A 16,172-nucleotide genomic window follows, 5' to 3' on the forward strand; every position below is an offset into this window, starting at 1 on the left:
CGCACAACCACCAACGAGCACTAAAATGCGAAGGTTATTGTTTTACCGGGAATAAAAAAGAGACGCGCACTTGCGTGCGTGCGGGTTCGCTTATGCTATTGACACCGAGAGGCTAAAGGGTGATCCAGGAAGGTCGCTTATAAAAAAACTTCCGCACTTAAAATAATTTTTTAAGTGCGGAAGTCGTTATTACTAAAAAATGATATTTAAAAAAATTGCATTTGCAAATTTGTTGCTCGTTTTCTGATCATCTCCCTAAAAGGAGTATCCGGATGGTTTAACTCTCTATTCATGATTTATTCGTCCAGCCATGCTAGAAGCAAAGAGTGAATAATTGAATATTCTGGCATAAACTTAATCTTATCTGCATATTGTTTACTTATTTCTTTTGCTGAATCATGATCTTGCAAAGAAATTAAAGAGAGTTGAGTTGCGACTAAGAAAAAGCTATCCAAATTTCGTAAATAGTGAGGTTGAGTATCCATATTCAATAAATAATATTGACCTATTTTGATTGTCTCTATCGTGTCGCGTTTAGCTAAAGCTTCAACAAAATCCAGCAATAACGGTATACCTTCTGGTAAGTCTTCACATTTAATAAAATCTTGATTATGGAGCACCTTATGTAAACCTGATGCATCAACATAGGGTACTGTTAATGTAGTTAATTGATGTATTGTCGTAGCTAAAAACACTCCGTAATCGTCAGTTGTTTTCCAGCATTCCCTATTACCAGTTATCATTAATTCAAGCCAATTTCTAAGTTCTATGGGTAAATTTACTAGCTCAGTGTTTGACTTATTTTTGTCAAAAAAACTGACTATTGTTCTTGCTTCATTTGCTTCAATATCAGCTTGCAAATGACGATATTTAGGCATTAAAACATTTAGACTTGGTGTTTCTCTTATCTTTAAGGCTTCAAATATAGGTAGGTTCATTGTTGGTAAAGAAGTGAGTAAAAGTGCTGATTTTTTTTGGAATCGAGTACTTGGTGCATTTAAGCTTAATATCGGGTAAAAATCGCTATTTGCTTGAAATTCAGTATACATCCGACTAAAACTTCTCAATAAGCGTTTATCAGCAATTTTTCGAAATGCAATTTGTTCAGGTTTGGTAAAACCTACAATTTCCATTGTTCTTCCGAGTTCTCCTTTAAGTACTCGCTCGTATTGTGGATTTAGTGCAAGTTCACTTTGACTGGCCACTAATAATAAATCACCATTATTAGCTAAATAAGCATGGACATCAGCAAATTCAGGCAACATGGCTTGCAATACACTCGATACAAGCTGTTCATCAATTTCATACAGTTGCAGCCATTGTAAAAAAATACCATCTTTATTTAAAAAGCGAGGTATAAATTGATAGAACTCTTGAGAAAATAATGCGCCAACACCGCTGATCCATGGGTTTGATGGTTCAGATATTATGATGTCATAACGGTGTTGATTACTTGAAAAATAGCTTTTAGCGTCATCTATAACAATATTAGAGCGGGCGTCATCAAAAGCTCTGGGCACCATTTGTCTAAATGTTCTTGCGCCATCAATCATAACTTTTTCTATTTCTATTGTGTCTACTTGCAATAAATTTTCTTCAGCAAGTAATGTATGAGTTGTTAACCCTGAACCAAAGCCTATAACTGCTGCGGTTTCTGCGTTGGGTTTGTAGATTAATGGTAATGTTGCTGCCAATACCATGGTCGGTTCATCAAAGGTGGGAATATTAAAATCCATCATTTGTATAGCAGCGTCGATTTTTCCATTTGTTGCTATCGCAATGATACCAGTGTTTACGTTGTAATTTACTGATATACTTGAAGTTTTCCCGTCTCGATAAAAGATAACTTCGCGCGCTGGGTCTAGTTGTTCAATACCGGTTCGATAAACTCCTGAACTTAAACGCATTGAATCAAAAGGAACATAAATAGCAATGTAAGCTAATGATGCTAAGGTTACAGTAATTGCGGAAAATGTTTTGAAAAAGTCTGATCGCTTTTCGGAAAATATTCTTAAAATCACGACGCCAATTGCCATATCAACAAAAGCCGCAGTCAACATTGATAACTTAATGCCTAATAGCGGAATCAATAGATGTATAGCTGCGAAAACGCCTAAAATTGCACCAAGGGTATTCCAAGCATATACCTTACCAATGGATTTTTCGCCATGACCAGTTTGCAAAAGTGCAACGGTGAACAATGGTAATGTTGTGCCAGCGAAAAAAGCAGTAGGTAACATAATAATTATTGCAAGAATGGCAGTGCCTATATTAAACAACTTGTAGCCATTTTCAGTGGGCGAAAGTGCATCAATTAAAAAACTAACCCAGCTAAAAGCCTCTGAGTAGATTGCAAGAGCTAATAATGCCGTTAATCCCATCAATACCTGCAAAATACCTACTATCTTAAGGGGTGTTTGGGTAGCGTTTGCTTTACTTCTGATCCATAAAGCACCAAGTGCAATACCAGCGATAAATGCAGCGAGCATCAATTCAAATGCATGCAAAGTGCTTCCAACAGCAAGGCTTAGCATACGTACAAAAATAATTTCGTAAGCAAAGGATGCAGCACTTGAAAAAAATGTGGCAGCTAAAACGGTTATTAATATTTTATTAGTAGCTGGATTACGTTTAATAATTGTTGTTGGAGGTGTAATCGTAGGTTCTGAACCTAAACTTAGCCACCAAGCAAAAAGAGCTACTAGAATATTAATAACCCCAGCGGTAAAAATGGCCCCAGGTAAACCAAACAAAGGTAACAAAAGGAATGTTGATGCTAATACGCCACAAGCGGCACCTATGCTGTTAGTAAAATATAGACCACCTAAAGTTTTTCCGTCATTACCGGGAAAGCGTCTAATCATGCCTCCACACATTAGAGGAAATGTCATGCCCAAGAGTATTGTTTGCGGAATAATCAGTGCGCTTGCTAAGAGCCATTTATATGCTTCTATTAGTCCTGCATTATTCAATGATGGCATGACGTTGTTGTAGCTATAATCTAGCGCAAAGACAAAGACAGCATGAAAAACTAGACCTAAGAGGCCAATGATCGCTTCGATGATTGCGTAACTTTTTATTAAATTTTTCCAAGCATGAACATATCTTGATACTAAAGCTGCACCTAAAGCCATCCCCCCCATAAACAATGAAAGCACCAAAGCTTGAGCATATGCTGCGTGGCCAAGAAATAGACCTAGATAATGGGTCCAAATAGATTGATAAATTAATCCAGCAAATCCTGATAAGACAAAAATCAATAAAAAAAGTGAGGCGGAAGGACTGAAGAAACGTGCAGAGTATGAATGCATAAATATGCCTTGTTAAAATTGATACTGGCTTTGCAAACAAAAATGGCCAGCATTGCTGACCATTTAAAATTAAACAAAAACTAAATTATGGGCAGTTTGTTGCGTATTTTGCATCAACTGTTGTAGTACAAGCCCACAATCCTGTTGCTGCAGTAAATGTGTAGGTCACAGTTTTTGTGTTCAAGTTGGTATTTGCGCCAGCAAATTTATAAGTTAGTGCGTAAGTTGCACCATTTGCAGGGTATGCAGCTGGTGCGTTGATTGAACCATATTTGCCAGCGGTATTTAAACCTAAAGCTGTACCTGCAAATGCAGTACCTTGCATTACTCTTTCTTGAACTGCAGTACGAGCACCGCCCAATAATGCATGTGCTTCTGAAAACTGTGAGCGAGCAATGTAGTTCTGATATTGTGGGATAGCAATTGCTGCCAAAATACCGATGATCGCTACTACGATCATTAGTTCAATTAAGGTAAAACCTTGTTGTACACGTTTCATAATTTACATCTCCTGAGTTTTGTTAGCCGCTTGGGCTAGTTCTTATTCTGGACGGTTTTTCACATTTCGCAAGCACTATTTTTTAATCTAATTAAAAAATTGCTAATTTATTGCTCTATAACAGCTTTTTGGTCGTTGTTGTGCAATAAAGCAGCACAAATAAATAACAATAAAGTACTAGATACTGTATTTGTATTGGCTGAATAACTGTTGTGCTTGCAGCCAAATATCACCGACTTGGCCGTTACCGACTGGTTGATTATTCAACTGCGTGACGGGCGCTATCTCTTTGCTGGAGCTGGTTAACCAGATCTCATCGGCGGCCAATACCTCATCATAACTGATGTCGCGCTCAACCACCTTTAGCTGGCTATGCTGGCGTAAAATCTGTAATAGCAGCAAGCGTGTAACGCCGGGTAGCAATTTATTAGAAAGCGGCGGCGTAGCAATTTCTCCGTTTTTAATCACAAACACATTAACGGCGGCACCTTCGGTTAAAAAACCTTCACGATCGAACAATAAGATTTCTTGCGCACCTTGCTCTTTACCTTGTTGGTAGTGCAGCACGTTACCAAGCAGCGAGGTGGATTTAATATGACAACGCTGCCAGCGTAAATCGTTACCGGTTACCGCATGGTAGGTGGTGGCGTGTTGCTTATCGGCGATGGGCTCTGCCGCAATGGCAAAGGCATAAGCAAAGATCGTTGGGCGGATATCAGTAGGAAAGGCATGGTTGCGCTTACTATCAGTGCCACGGCTGACCTGAATATACACCGCGAGATTATCGCCCATGCTCGGTTGATTGAGCGTTAGTAATTGCTGGCAAATGTCGGCCCACTCTGCGGCTTGCATACCATGTTGAATGCTCAGCTCGGCTAAACCATTGTGCAGGCGCGTGATATGCGGTGCAAACCCAACAAAACGGCCATGGTATGACGGGATCACTTCGTAAATACCATCGCCAAATAAAAAGCCGCGATCCATAGGCGATATTTTCGCTTCGCTGGCAGTTATAAAATGACCGTTTAAATAGACTGTGCTCATGGATATCTCGTGTCAGTTAAAAAATTAAAGGGTTGGCGTAGCAACGGGGTTTAACGCATCTTTTACCCATTGCTGCAAGCGGGCAATCAGAGCTGCACCCTCACTATAAGGTAAACCATCTTCTGTTAAGGTATTGGCGCGGGTGACGCCATCAATACAGCCGTTAGCAACAAGGTATTGTAGTAGTTCCAGTAGGTTGGCTTGTTGCAGTAAATTTTCGCCGCGTAAAACCGACACCATGGCAATAATGCCCCAGGCGGCCCAGTTGGAAACATCGGCAATCACCAGTTCATCGCATTCGGTCACACTGGGTGTGATATTTAATTGGCCCAAAACGGCGGCTAAATTACCCATGCCAATTTCATTGCCACCATCGCCAATAGCCAAGGTGGGGCAAGCGGCTTGCTCTAAAAAATAATCAAAGCTGGCGCAGCGCTCCGAAATATCTTCACCGCGCATATTCATATAGCGGCCATTGGCACTAAAACCGGGGCGCTCGATCGCCAGTACTAAAGCCGGTTTTAATTCGGCTAAGGCCTCTGTGGCAATTTGCGCTAACTGTTGATATTGATTGACCCGCAGTGCATAGCACTGGTAACGCTGGCTTAACACGCTGAACAGCGGATCACCACAAACAATAATCGGCTTTAGTTGCATGTGTAGTGCGCATTGATACAGGGCAATGGCGCCGACCGGGCCATCAGTTTCAAAGGTTTCTAATACTGGAAAGCCGGTGCCAATTAATACCGTACTGCCGGCGGGTAAATTAAACAACCGCGCGGCGCGCAGCAAATAACCGGGGCGTAAATGCGGTTGTAACAGTTGCATACCGCGTAAATTGCGCTCCACCAAGCAGTTTTCCAGCTGTTGGCTTAATTGCTTTAAGTTCACCATGGGTTGGCTTGAGGCGGTATTGGGCGCAGCGTGTGTCATAGGGTATCCAAAACAGTCGGGCTAATGCCATAGTGTTGATATTCGCGTTGTAATCTAGCGGCAGCTAAATGAGTGGCATTGTGCGCATCGGCGGCGGTAATTGGGCTGAAATTAAGCTGTGTGCCGCTACTGGCCTGCGCCAAGGCCCAACAATCAAGAGACAGCACATTGCCTATTTTCGGGTAGCCGCCTAAGGTTTGCCGATCGTTTAACAGCACTATCGGTTGGCCATCGGGTGGAATTTGCACGGCGCCATAGCTGATCCCCTCGGATAACAACTGGCTGGTACTGCAACGAATGGCAGGGCCGTTTAACTTGTAGCCCATGCGATCAAACTGTGGGCTGACTTGATAAGTATGCAAATAAAACTGCGCCCGCGCGGTGGCGCTAAACAACGCAGCTTGATAGCCTTCAATTAAACGCAGTTGCAGAGGAGTGGTGCCAGGTAAGGTGCGTTGACGAATGGCGGCGGCAACCGGCGCTTTGTTGGTGTTGATATGGCTGTTTGCTTTGGTTGCTAAAGCGAGCTCAGCCCCTGCGGTAAGCTTTTGACCGTTTTGCTGCAAGCCGCCAATCCCCTCGCGCATTACGGTGGCGCTACTGCCAAACTGAGCAGGGGCGGCAATACCGCCAGCAACCGCAATGTAAGCCCGTAAGCCACGGCTACACATGCCCAGTTCAATTTCGTCACCGGCTTTAAGCGCTAATGCCTGCCAGCACTGCACCGCCTTGCCATTTAAGCTTAAGGCTAATTCTGCACCCGTGACCGCGATCACGCAGTTTGCAACGGCTTGTAATGTTAAGCCGCCCACACTGTGTTCAATCAGTGTGCTGTCAACAGGGTTGGCCACTAACGCATTGGCCCAGCGAAAGCTGTGTAAATCGAGTGGGCCGCCTTGGGTTAAACCCAGCGCCCCCATGCCAAAGCGGCCTTGGTCTTGCAGTAAACTTAACACCCCAGGGCTAATAATGCGCAGTACCGTCATGCTCGTCATACTAGACCGCCTAGCAAGCTATAGTCGCGCGCGGTGATCGGCACAAAATTGACCTGATCGCCCACGGCCACCGGCATCGCCGGTTGTTGTTTGGCGTTAAACATCGGTACCGGGCAAAGCCCTAACAAATGCCAGCCACCAGGCGAAGCGGCGGGGTACACCGCGGTTTGGCGATCGGCAATGGCGACTGCACCGGCCGGTACTTTGGCGCGTGGTGTGCTTAAGCGTGGTAGCGCCAGTGCGGCCGGGAGTTCACCCAAATAAGCAAAACCGGGTGCAAAGCCAATGGCATATACCTGATAACTACACTGGCTATGCAGTGCAATCACTTCTGCAACCGATAAGCCTGTGGCTTTGGCCACCCGCACTAAATCTAGATCGTCTTGTTCGCTATACCACACGGGCAACTCTACGCATTTGGCCGTACTGGTCGCTAATTTTGCTGCAGGTTTGGCTAAAGCCTTAACTAATTGAGGCCGCAGTGTTAAGTGGCTTTGCTGCAGCGGATTAAAGGTAATGAGTAATGAGGCATAAGAGGGTAATAACTCTACTAACACCGTGCCGACTAACGGCTGTAATAGCTGCATAGCGGTTTGAATATGCAGCGCTGCGCCAGGGCTAATTTGCTGCGTAGTTAAATACAATATATACGCATTTTCACCGGCAATTTGTAAATGATAATCTGCAGCGGATAAGCCGCACACCAACAGATCTGAGCGGTTAAGATTTATCTCTGACATGCATTGACTCGCATTCGGATCTGTTGCAATTGTGCGATGGCTTCAAGGTTATCACCGTGTACGCACAGTGTATCGGCTTGCAAGGCGAGAGTACGGCCGGTGTCGGTGGTCACGGTGCCGCTTTTCAGTAGTTGGTCGACTTGCTCGAGCACTTCTGCGCCATGTAACACGGCACCGGCTTGAGCGCGAGGCGTTAGCTTGCCTTGGTCGGTATAACGGCGATCAGCAAAGGCTTCTAATAATAAAGACACACCGGCTGTGGCGGCTTGCTGTTTTAGTAAAGCGGCGTCGGCAGTGGCTAAAATCATTAATTTTAGGGGTTTATGATAGCTGGCAATGGCTTCTAATACCGCTTGCCATACCGCAGGCTGGCTCATCATATCATTATATAAAGCGCCATGTGGTTTCACGTAGCTAACGCTCATACCTTGGCATTGCGCCATGCCATCGAGTGCGGCTATTTGATAATGTAACAAATGGCGAATTTCAGTGGCTGAACAGTGCATACTGCGCCGGCCAAAACCTTGTAAGTCGGGATAGCTGGGATGTGCCCCAATGGTCACCTTGTGTTGTTTGGCTAGGCTGAGGGTTTGCGCCATAACATTAGCATCGCCGGCATGAAAACCACAGGCGATATTGGCAAGATCGATATGTGGCATGGCGTCGTGATCACGCCCCATTTGCCAGCTACCAAAACTTTCGCCGAGATCGCAGTTAAGTAACAGGGGGGCTCGAGGCATGTCTGCTGCAGTTGACGAGATCTGTTGTACTGTCATAACGGCTCCGCTAACGTCTTTCTAAACTGTCATAGTGTGCGTGAGACGCTATGTAATGTCCAGTTGCCTAACCGCGCAAATAATAAAATATTCAGGCTTTAATTTGTTAAGAATAAACTATTCTGCGTTGGTGCTTTGCTGCAGTTTTGCGGCTAAATAACCGCTTTTAATTAAAAAGCATTAACCTAGCGAGAATATTCGTTATTTCGCTGCAGCTTTGGCTGAGCCTGTGCTTTACTAAAGTGTAGCAGTGTCCATTTTCAGAAACGACGGATCTTTTATGGATAGTAGTGAATTAGAAAGTCGGCTCAGAACCTTGCAAAAGGCTTTGTTACCTTTAATCCAACTGGTGAATAGAATTTCGCGTTTAGAAACCGCATTTGTTTCCTATATCGATCCGGTGGCAGGCCGTCAGCAAGTGGTGGCGGTGTCGGGTGATGGCGAAATTAATATTGTCGCTGGTGATGAACTCGATTGGCATGATTCGATGTGCCGATTGATTTTTAATGATGAAGGCTGGATCCAAAGTCGCGTGGCTAAAAGATACCCTGACAGTATTGGAGCCAAATCGGGCATGAATACGTTTTTTGCCTTACCGGTGCAATATAACAATCGGTTGATTGGCAGCTTGTGTGGTACCAGCGTGAACGAAACCGAACTTAATACTGAACAATACGAGCAGATCCAATTAATTGCCGAAGCGGTGTCGTGGCAAGTTTCCCAATGGCAGCGTTTAATTAAATTACAGCGGCGCTTACAAACTTCGCGTCGCCATTTAAAACAAGCCTTTCAAGATAAAGAATCGCTGCGCATGTTATCCGAGCAAGATCCGCTGACCGGTTTATTAAATCGACGTGGTTTTGCAGATTTATGGCAAAGTTGTATTGAGCAGGAATCAACGGATTCTGATATCAGCGTAATGGCGCTAGATTTTGATAACTTTAAACAACTGAATGATAACTTTGGCCATCAGGCCGGTGATGATGCATTAAAAGCACTGGCGAACATCTTGACCTTGAATATCCGCGATTATGATTTTGCAGCGCGTTTGGGTGGAGATGAATTTATGTTGGTTTTGCCGACCTGTAAAAGGCTTGATGCGCTGCAAATTAGCGAGCGCATTCAACAGCAATATTTGGCCACTTTACATGGCCAGTCTCATACCATCAGTATTGGTGTGGCAGTTAGTGAACAAGGCGCCAGTGACAATTTACTGCTACTGGCCGATAAGGCACTGTATCAAGCCAAAAACTCAGGGCGGGGTGTTATTATCGTTAACACTTTTCGGCGCTAAGCTAAGCCACTCAGCCGTTTAAAGTACGGCTAATTTGCTGTTGGGTAAGTCTGTGATCAGCATATGGCCTGGGGCATGGCTGATACAAAAATCCAGTTTCGCTTGCGCTATGGCCAATTGTGGCGTTACGCCACACGCCCAGAATACCGGCACTTCGCCTTCTTTAATACTAACCGCATCACCGTAATCGGGCTGATTGATATTCTGAATTCCAATCCGGGCCGGATCACCAAAATGCACCGGGGCACCATGTACTTGTGGAAAACGCGAGCAAATTTGAATGGCTCGAATAGCTGCGGCAGGCTGCATTGGTCGCATACTGACCACCATATTACTGCTAAACACCCCAGCACTTTGGCAAGGAATATTGGTTTTGTACATGGGGACATTTTTCTGCTCGGTAATATTACGAATTTCCAAGCCATCGGCCAGTAGCGCTTCTTCAAATGAAAACGAGCAACCGATTAAAAAAGTAACTAAATCATCCCGCCATACTGCACCTAAGTCGGTAACTTCTTCGGTAAATTCGCCGTGTCGAAATAGCCGATAACGTGGTAAGTCGCTGCGAATATCTAAATTGGCAGCTAACTGCGGCATGTCAATGGCGCCGGGCGTTGCCGCCATGCCCAGTAAGGGGCAGGGTTTCGGATTGAAATGACAAAACTGCAAAAAATCAGCCGCATAAGCGGCGGGAATAATCGCCATATTAGCTTGTACAAAACCAGGCGCCAACCCAGAGGTGTTGCGGCTAAAAGCGCCACTGCGGCATTGCTGACGAATTTGCAAAGGGCTCAGTTGCAAAGGGTTAGGTTGTGACATACCAACTCCGGCTTAGTGTTATGGGGTTTTATTGAGTTTGCAGCGCGTTAAGCATTGCCATAGATTTCACTATTGGCCAGCCAGCGTTTGATTAATTGTAAGCTATCTTCACGTGAATCTTGCCATAGCCGTGCGGCAATGGCGCCGGCTTGCGGCAGTAAGGCGCTATCTCGGGTTAAATCGGCAATTTTAAACTGCATTAAACCGGTTTGTCGGGTACCGAGTAATTCGCCCGGGCCACGAATTTCTAAATCGCGCTGCGCAATAACGAAACCATCATTACTTTCGCGTAATACGGCTAAGCGCGATTGTGCGGTGCGAGACAAGGGCGCGTGATACAGCAATACGCAATGTGATACTGCGCTACCGCGACCGACTCGGCCACGTAACTGGTGTAATTGCGCTAAGCCCAGCCGTTCAGGGTTTTCTATAATCATTAAGCTGGCATTGGGCACATCAACGCCAACCTCGATAACGGTTGTTGCCACTAATAAATCTAACTCGCCACGGCTAAATTGCTGCATGAGTTGTTGTTTTTCTGCGCTTTTTAAGCGGCCATGTACCAAACCAATTTTTAATTCAGGTAGGGCGGCCTGCAATAAACTGGCGGTGTCTTCTGCGGCTTGGCATTGCAGCACTTCAGACTCTTCAATGAGTGTACACACCCAATAGGCTTGGCGCTTTTGCTCGGTAACTACCTGACGGACGCGCGCCATCACTTCGTCGCGGCGACTATCCGGGATGGCCACCGTGGTGACGGGCGTACGGCCCGGTGGCAACTCATCAATAATAGAGGTGTCGAGATCGGCATAAGCGGTCATGGCCAAGGTTCTGGGGATCGGCGTTGCCGTCATCACTAATTGATGCGGGTAGTGAGCAACAATGCCGCCTTTTTCACGAAGCGCTAGGCGTTGATGCACCCCAAAACGGTGTTGCTCATCAATAATGATTAACGCGAGGCGGCTAAATTCGACATGCTGCTGAAACAGCGCATGGGTACCAATCACCATCTGGGCTTGGCCACTGCCAATGGCATCTAAGGCACTTTGCCGAGCTTTACCTTTGGTTTTACCAGCCAGCCAGGCTAATTCGATGCCCAGTGGTGCAAACCAGCGTTGAAAATTAACGGCATGTTGCTCGGCGAGCAATTCAGTCGGGGCCATTAATGCCACCTGATAGCCATTACCGATAGCGGTAAGTGCCGCTAGGGCGGCCACCAGTGTTTTGCCTGAGCCAACATCACCTTGCACTAAACGCAGCATGGGCAGCGGTTTGGCAAGATCTTGTTGAATTTGTGCCACCACCCGCTGCTGTGCGCCGGTTGGGCTAAAAGGCAAGGCGGCTAAAAATTCTGCCAGTAAAGGCTCTGGCGTTGTTAATACCACGGCTTGTTGCTGTTGTGCTTGGCTGCGCAGTTTATACATGCTGAGTTGCTGGGCAATCAGCTCTTCTAAAATAAGCCGTTGCTGCGCCGGGTGTTTACCCTCTTCAAGCAATGTGAGGGCGGCATCTGGCGGCGGGCGATGAATATAACGCAGCGCATCAGCCAGTGACCAAGGCTGTTTCAATAAATGCGCCGGTAAGTATTCTGCTGGCGCGTAGCGATCTAAATACTCTAGGGCGGCATCGGTAAGATTGCGCCACGTAGCTTGTTTTAGCCCTTCGGTTGTTGGGTAAACCGGCGTTAGGGTTTCAGCCACCTGCTGCTCGGTATGCTGCGGGTTTATGACTTTATATTCTGGGTGAAGCATTTCTAAACCGCGATGACCGCGCTTTACCTCGCCAAAACAGCGAAGTTGGCTGCCTTTTTCTACTGCATTTTTTTGTGCGGCAGAAAAATGAAAAAAACGCAGCGTGATGCGGCCGCTACCATCTTGTAGCGTGACCAACCAGCTACGTCTTTTCCCAAATTGCACTTCGCTACTTAACACTTCACCTTGCACAGTGGCATGGATCAGCGGTTGCAAATCGGCAATAGGATACAGGCGAGTGCGATCTTCATAGCGCAGCGGCAGGTGAAACAGCAGGTCCTGCACACTAAAAATAGCCAGCTTGGCGAGCCGTTCCGCTACTTTGCTGCCAACGCCTTTGATCACGGCGATGGCAATATTATCTAAACGCGTTGGGCTCAAGATACAGGCCTAGTGAGTAGACGGTACTTCCATCACGCCGTCAATTTCAATTTGAGCGCCGCGTGGTAAAGCACTGACTTGTACCGCTGCACGAGCAGGGTAGGGTTCGGCAAAATATTGGCTCATAATTTGGTTAACTACAGCAAACTGGCTAAGATCAATTAAGAAAATATTCACTTTAACCATGTCATTCAAACTACCGCCGGCGGCTTCACATACCGCGGCTAAGTTTTTAAACACTTGGTGTGTTTGCTCCGCAAAATCGTCTGAAACAAATTGCATGGTGGCTGGCACGAGTGGGATCTGGCCTGATAAATACACTGTGGTACCAATTTTTACCGCTTGGCTGTAAGTACCAATAGCGGCTGGCGCCGCATCAGTGCGAATAATCACTTTAGACATGAAAACTATTTCCTTTTATATACTTTTTGTACGTCAGGCAGCACACGAATTTTGCGCATAACGTTAGCAAGATGGACCCTATCGCGCACCGACAGGGTTATTTTAATGACATATTCGCCGGTATCCCGATCGTCGGTCGACAGATCTTGAATATTGGAGTCTTGCGCAGCAATGAGTGAAGTTAGCTTCGCTAGCACCCCTTGGCGATTAATAATAAAGACGCGGATATCACATAAGAATTGCTTCTCTGAGGTGTTATCCCAACGTACTGGGAAGAACTTCGCCGGTTCGCGCTCCCAGCCTTTGATATTTCGACAATCCGCACGATGCACGTTTAAACCTTTACCCGGTGTGGCATTCGCCACAATAGGATCACCCGGTATCGGTCGACAACACTTGGCAAAGGTAATCAGCATGCCTTCAGAGCCAACAATAAAGGCATTGCCCTTCGGTAGCTGCGGGGTTTTGCTTTGTGGCTCTTGGCTTTCAAATTCACCTAATAAGCGCCTTGCAATAGCGATAGGTAATTGGTTGCCCAGACCGATTTCAGTATAGAGCGCATCTAAGGATTGTTGATTCACATTGGCTAAAACTTGCTCGATACGTTCTGCGGCAATGTCATCTAATTTAACGCTGCCCAAGGCTGAGGTTAGCAAGCGTTTACCTAGCGTAATAGCTTCATTTTGTTGCTGTTTTTTCAGGTAGTTACGGATGCCTAAAATGGCGCGGCTAGTCACCACGTAATTCAACCAATTGGCGTTAGGTTTACCGCCTGAGCTGGTCATAATTTCGACAGTTTGGCCGGTTTCAAGCGGTTTACTGAGTGAGTAAGGCCGCCGATCAACTTTAGCCCCTACGCAGCGATTACCGATATCCGTATGCACAGCATAGGCAAAATCAACTGCAGTGGCGCCAATTGGCAATTCTACAATGAGGCCTTTAGGAGTAAACACGTAAAGTTCGTCAGGATAGAGCTCGGATTTAACGTTTTCGACAAATTCGTAGCTGTTGCCGGCAGATTGTTGCAGCTCAAGTAAGCTTTGCATCCAACGCTGTGCTCGGATCTGTGCGGTCGATTCGCGTGGCAACTCCCCGTTGGTTTTATACATCCAATGTGCGGCGATGCCTTTGTCGGCCATTTCGTCCATTTCGCGAGTACGCATTTGAATTTCAACAGGAATACCATGCGGGCCTATTAACGAAGTATGCAACGATTGATAACCGTTTTGTTTTGGAATGGCGATATAGTCTTTAAAACGGCTTTCAATAGGCTTAAACAAGTTATGCATAATGCCCAGCGTGCGATAGCAACTATCGATGTTATCTACCACCACGCGAAAGGCGTAAATATCCATCACATCGTTGAACATCAGCTCTTTGTTTTTCATCTTGCGATAGATGCTGTACAAATGCTTTTCGCGGCCGCTGACATCGGCGCTGATACCGGCTTGCTCGATACGGTGCCGGATATCGTGCTGCACTTTTTCTAACAGTTCACGCCGATTGCCACGGGCCTGTTTTACCGCTGTACTGAGCGCCCGATAACGCATGGGATAGAGCGCTTGGAAGCCCCAATCTTCTAATTCATTTTTGATATTGTGAATACCCAAGCGGTTGGCTATAGGCGCATACAACTCGAGGGTTTCTTTGGCGATCCGGCGGCGTTTTTCGGGCCGCAGTGCCCCGAGCGTTCGCATATTATGGGTACGGTCGGCCAGTTTAATCAAAATAACCCGAATGTCTTGGGTCATTGCCATAAACATTTTTTGCAGGTTCGTGGTTTCGAATTCTTTAAAATCTTTAAATTTAACTTTGTCGAGCTTACTGACACCTTGCACCAGTTCGGCAACGGTAGCACCAAACAAGCGGCTTAAATCTTCTTTGCTAACTGGGGTGTCTTCGATCACGTCGTGCAACAAGGCGGCCATGAGCGTTTCATGGTCGAGTCGCATGTCCGCTAAGATGCTAGTTACGGCAACAGGGTGGGTAATGTAAGGCTCACCGCTTGAACGAAATTGCGGTGCGTGCGCGTCTCTGGCAACCACATAGGCCTGTTGTACCAGATTTACCTGCTCTTGTGGCAGATAGGCACTTATCTGATTTTTCAGACCTTCAAATAGATACACAAGCACTCCAAACTAAAACAGCATAACGACAGCGTTACAAGCTGATGAAAGTTTAGAATATACGATTAAATTTAACGAATGCCAACGGCTAAAGTGCCGCTGACATCGATTAGACGGGAATTTTTACTGATCTGAACCAATAATGGCCGCGACTGCTGCCATTTCAGAGGCTTCTTGTTGTAATTGATCACGACGCTCTTGCGCATCCAAGATGCTGCTCGTGATGAAACCTTGTTCGATTTCACGCAACGCCACTACCGTGGGTTTGTCGTTTTCAAGTTCAACGAATGGCTCTTTGCCTTCAACGGCCAGCTGACGAGCACGGCGTGCTGCAACCAGAATTAAATCAAAACGGTTACCAATTTTATCTACAGCATCTTCAACGGTTACGCGAGCCATTCAGCACTCCGGAAATATTCAGGGTTAATCAGGGATGTTACAAGACCGCATAATATACGCTATTTTATCGGTTTCGCCAACAATTGATCGAGCAATGGCTGTTGCCGTTGTTGTGCAGAGGCGAAGCGGTGCCGCTGGCAAAGTACAATTTGCTCAAGTTGATGCAGCGTAGCAGCAAAGTCATCGTTGATAATTAAATAGTCATATTCGTCGGCATGCGACATTTCGTTTTGGGCTTTTGCCATACGCCCAGCAATCACTTCGGCACTGTCAGTTGCGCGATTTGTTAGGCGTTGCTGCAGTTCAGTTAAGCTTGGCGGTAATATAAAAATACCAATGGTGCCCGCTGCTTGTTCGCGAATTTGCCTTGCGCCCTGCCAGTCGATGTCTAAAAACACATCAATACCTTGGGCTAATTGCCGCTCTATTGCTGCGCGAGACGTACCGTAATAATTACCAAAGACTTCGGCCCATTCTAAAAACTCATGATTTTCAATGCGCGCTTTAAAATCGTCGACCGTCGTAAAATGATAATGCACGCCATTTTGCTCACCGGCCCGTGGGGCTCGAGTGGTATGCGAGACGCTTAATTGCATATCAGCATGGCGCTGCAATAAGGCTTGGATCAAACTGGATTTACCGGTGCCACTGGGGGCAGAAATGATAAACAGATTGCCGCTAAGTTGCTGCATGTTGTGTTCA

14 protein-coding genes are annotated in these 16,172 nt (G+C 46.0%); 1 reads left to right on the forward strand and 13 read right to left on the reverse strand.

Going from position 1 to position 16,172, the window contains the following annotated elements; translation table 11 throughout:
• Positions 1-296: 296 nt before the first annotated feature.
• The 7 genes from JAO78_RS00005 to JAO78_RS00035 form a co-directional block, all read right to left on the reverse strand.
• Positions 297-3,311 (reverse strand): fused MFS/spermidine synthase, encoded by a 3,015-nt coding sequence (locus JAO78_RS00005; protein WP_226749303.1) that lies wholly within the window; start codon positions 3,309-3,311, stop codon positions 297-299.
• Positions 3,312-3,396: 85 nt separating this feature from the next.
• Positions 3,397-3,810: a pilin gene (locus JAO78_RS00010; RefSeq protein WP_226749304.1), complete on the reverse strand. Its 414-nt coding sequence runs from the start codon at positions 3,808-3,810 to the stop codon at positions 3,397-3,399.
• 177 nt (positions 3,811-3,987) lie between these two features.
• A complete protein-coding gene (locus tag JAO78_RS00015; protein ID WP_226749305.1) occupies positions 3,988-4,854 on the reverse strand; it encodes an aminotransferase class IV in 867 nt (288 codons plus the stop codon).
• A 24-nt stretch (positions 4,855-4,878) separates the two neighbouring features.
• Positions 4,879-5,787 carry a glutamate cyclase domain-containing protein gene (locus JAO78_RS00020; protein WP_226749306.1) on the reverse strand — a complete coding sequence of 303 codons (909 nt, stop codon included), beginning with the start codon at positions 5,785-5,787 and terminating at the stop codon, positions 4,879-4,881.
• Positions 5,784-6,782, reverse strand: coding sequence for a 5-oxoprolinase subunit C family protein (locus JAO78_RS00025; protein WP_226749307.1), 999 nt, complete (start codon positions 6,780-6,782; stop codon positions 5,784-5,786). Before JAO78_RS00025 ends, JAO78_RS00020 begins: the two co-directional genes overlap by 4 nt.
• Positions 6,779-7,522, reverse strand: coding sequence for a 5-oxoprolinase subunit B family protein (locus JAO78_RS00030; protein WP_226749308.1), 744 nt, complete (start codon positions 7,520-7,522; stop codon positions 6,779-6,781). Before JAO78_RS00030 ends, JAO78_RS00025 begins: the two co-directional genes overlap by 4 nt.
• Entirely contained in the window at positions 7,510-8,247 is a 738-nt protein-coding gene (locus JAO78_RS00035; protein ID WP_226749946.1) for a 5-oxoprolinase subunit PxpA, read from the reverse strand. Before JAO78_RS00035 ends, JAO78_RS00030 begins: the two co-directional genes overlap by 13 nt.
• 331 nt (positions 8,248-8,578) lie before the next feature.
• On the opposite strand from JAO78_RS00035, the gene JAO78_RS00040 reads away from it, so the two are divergent.
• Positions 8,579-9,592 (forward strand): GGDEF domain-containing protein, encoded by a 1,014-nt coding sequence (locus JAO78_RS00040; protein WP_226749309.1) that lies wholly within the window; start codon positions 8,579-8,581, stop codon positions 9,590-9,592.
• An 18-nt stretch (positions 9,593-9,610) separates the two neighbouring features.
• Here JAO78_RS00040 and JAO78_RS00045 read toward each other — a convergent pair whose 3' ends face one another.
• The 6 genes from JAO78_RS00045 to gmk form a co-directional block, all read right to left on the reverse strand.
• Positions 9,611-10,411: a putative hydro-lyase gene (locus JAO78_RS00045; RefSeq protein WP_226749310.1), complete on the reverse strand. Its 801-nt coding sequence runs from the start codon at positions 10,409-10,411 to the stop codon at positions 9,611-9,613.
• A 47-nt stretch (positions 10,412-10,458) separates the two neighbouring features.
• A complete protein-coding gene (recG, locus tag JAO78_RS00050; RefSeq protein ID WP_226749311.1) occupies positions 10,459-12,543 on the reverse strand; it encodes an ATP-dependent DNA helicase RecG in 2,085 nt (694 codons plus the stop codon).
• 9 nt (positions 12,544-12,552) lie between these two features.
• Entirely contained in the window at positions 12,553-12,945 is a 393-nt protein-coding gene (locus tag JAO78_RS00055) for a RidA family protein (RefSeq protein ID WP_226749312.1), read from the reverse strand.
• Positions 12,946-12,950: 5 nt separating this feature from the next.
• Positions 12,951-15,071, reverse strand: coding sequence for a bifunctional GTP diphosphokinase/guanosine-3',5'-bis pyrophosphate 3'-pyrophosphohydrolase (spoT, locus tag JAO78_RS00060; protein WP_226749313.1), 2,121 nt, complete (start codon positions 15,069-15,071; stop codon positions 12,951-12,953).
• 123 nt (positions 15,072-15,194) lie between these two features.
• Positions 15,195-15,470: a DNA-directed RNA polymerase subunit omega gene (rpoZ, locus tag JAO78_RS00065; protein WP_226749314.1), complete on the reverse strand. Its 276-nt coding sequence runs from the start codon at positions 15,468-15,470 to the stop codon at positions 15,195-15,197.
• A gap of 59 nt (positions 15,471-15,529) precedes the next feature.
• Entirely contained in the window at positions 15,530-16,162 is a 633-nt protein-coding gene (gene gmk, locus JAO78_RS00070; protein WP_226749947.1) for a guanylate kinase, read from the reverse strand.
• Positions 16,163-16,172 lie beyond the last annotated feature (10 nt).

The sequence above is a fragment of the Alishewanella maricola genome (genome assembly GCF_016343785.1).
GTDB lineage: Bacteria > Pseudomonadota > Gammaproteobacteria > Enterobacterales > Alteromonadaceae > Alishewanella > Alishewanella maricola.

Excerpts from the sequence above, each read along its gene's own strand:
- JAO78_RS00005 (WP_226749303.1), bottom strand. The coding sequence starts at position 3,311 with ATGCATTCATACTCTGCACGTTTCTTCAGTCCTTCCGCCTCACTTTTT.
- JAO78_RS00010 (WP_226749304.1), bottom strand. The coding sequence starts at position 3,810 with ATGAAACGTGTACAACAAGGTTTTACCTTAATTGAACTAATGATCGTA.
- JAO78_RS00015 (WP_226749305.1), bottom strand. The coding sequence starts at position 4,854 with ATGAGCACAGTCTATTTAAACGGTCATTTTATAACTGCCAGCGAAGCG.
- JAO78_RS00020 (WP_226749306.1), bottom strand. The coding sequence starts at position 5,787 with ATGACACACGCTGCGCCCAATACCGCCTCAAGCCAACCCATGGTGAAC.
- JAO78_RS00025 (WP_226749307.1), bottom strand. The coding sequence starts at position 6,782 with ATGACGAGCATGACGGTACTGCGCATTATTAGCCCTGGGGTGTTAAGT.
- JAO78_RS00030 (WP_226749308.1), bottom strand. The coding sequence starts at position 7,522 with ATGTCAGAGATAAATCTTAACCGCTCAGATCTGTTGGTGTGCGGCTTA.
- JAO78_RS00040 (WP_226749309.1), top strand. The coding sequence starts at position 8,579 with ATGGATAGTAGTGAATTAGAAAGTCGGCTCAGAACCTTGCAAAAGGCT.
- JAO78_RS00045 (WP_226749310.1), bottom strand. The coding sequence starts at position 10,411 with ATGTCACAACCTAACCCTTTGCAACTGAGCCCTTTGCAAATTCGTCAG.
- JAO78_RS00055 (WP_226749312.1), bottom strand. The coding sequence starts at position 12,945 with ATGTCTAAAGTGATTATTCGCACTGATGCGGCGCCAGCCGCTATTGGT.
- rpoZ (WP_226749314.1), bottom strand. The coding sequence starts at position 15,470 with ATGGCTCGCGTAACCGTTGAAGATGCTGTAGATAAAATTGGTAACCGT.
- gmk (WP_226749947.1), bottom strand. The coding sequence starts at position 16,162 with ATGCAGCAACTTAGCGGCAATCTGTTTATCATTTCTGCCCCCAGTGGC.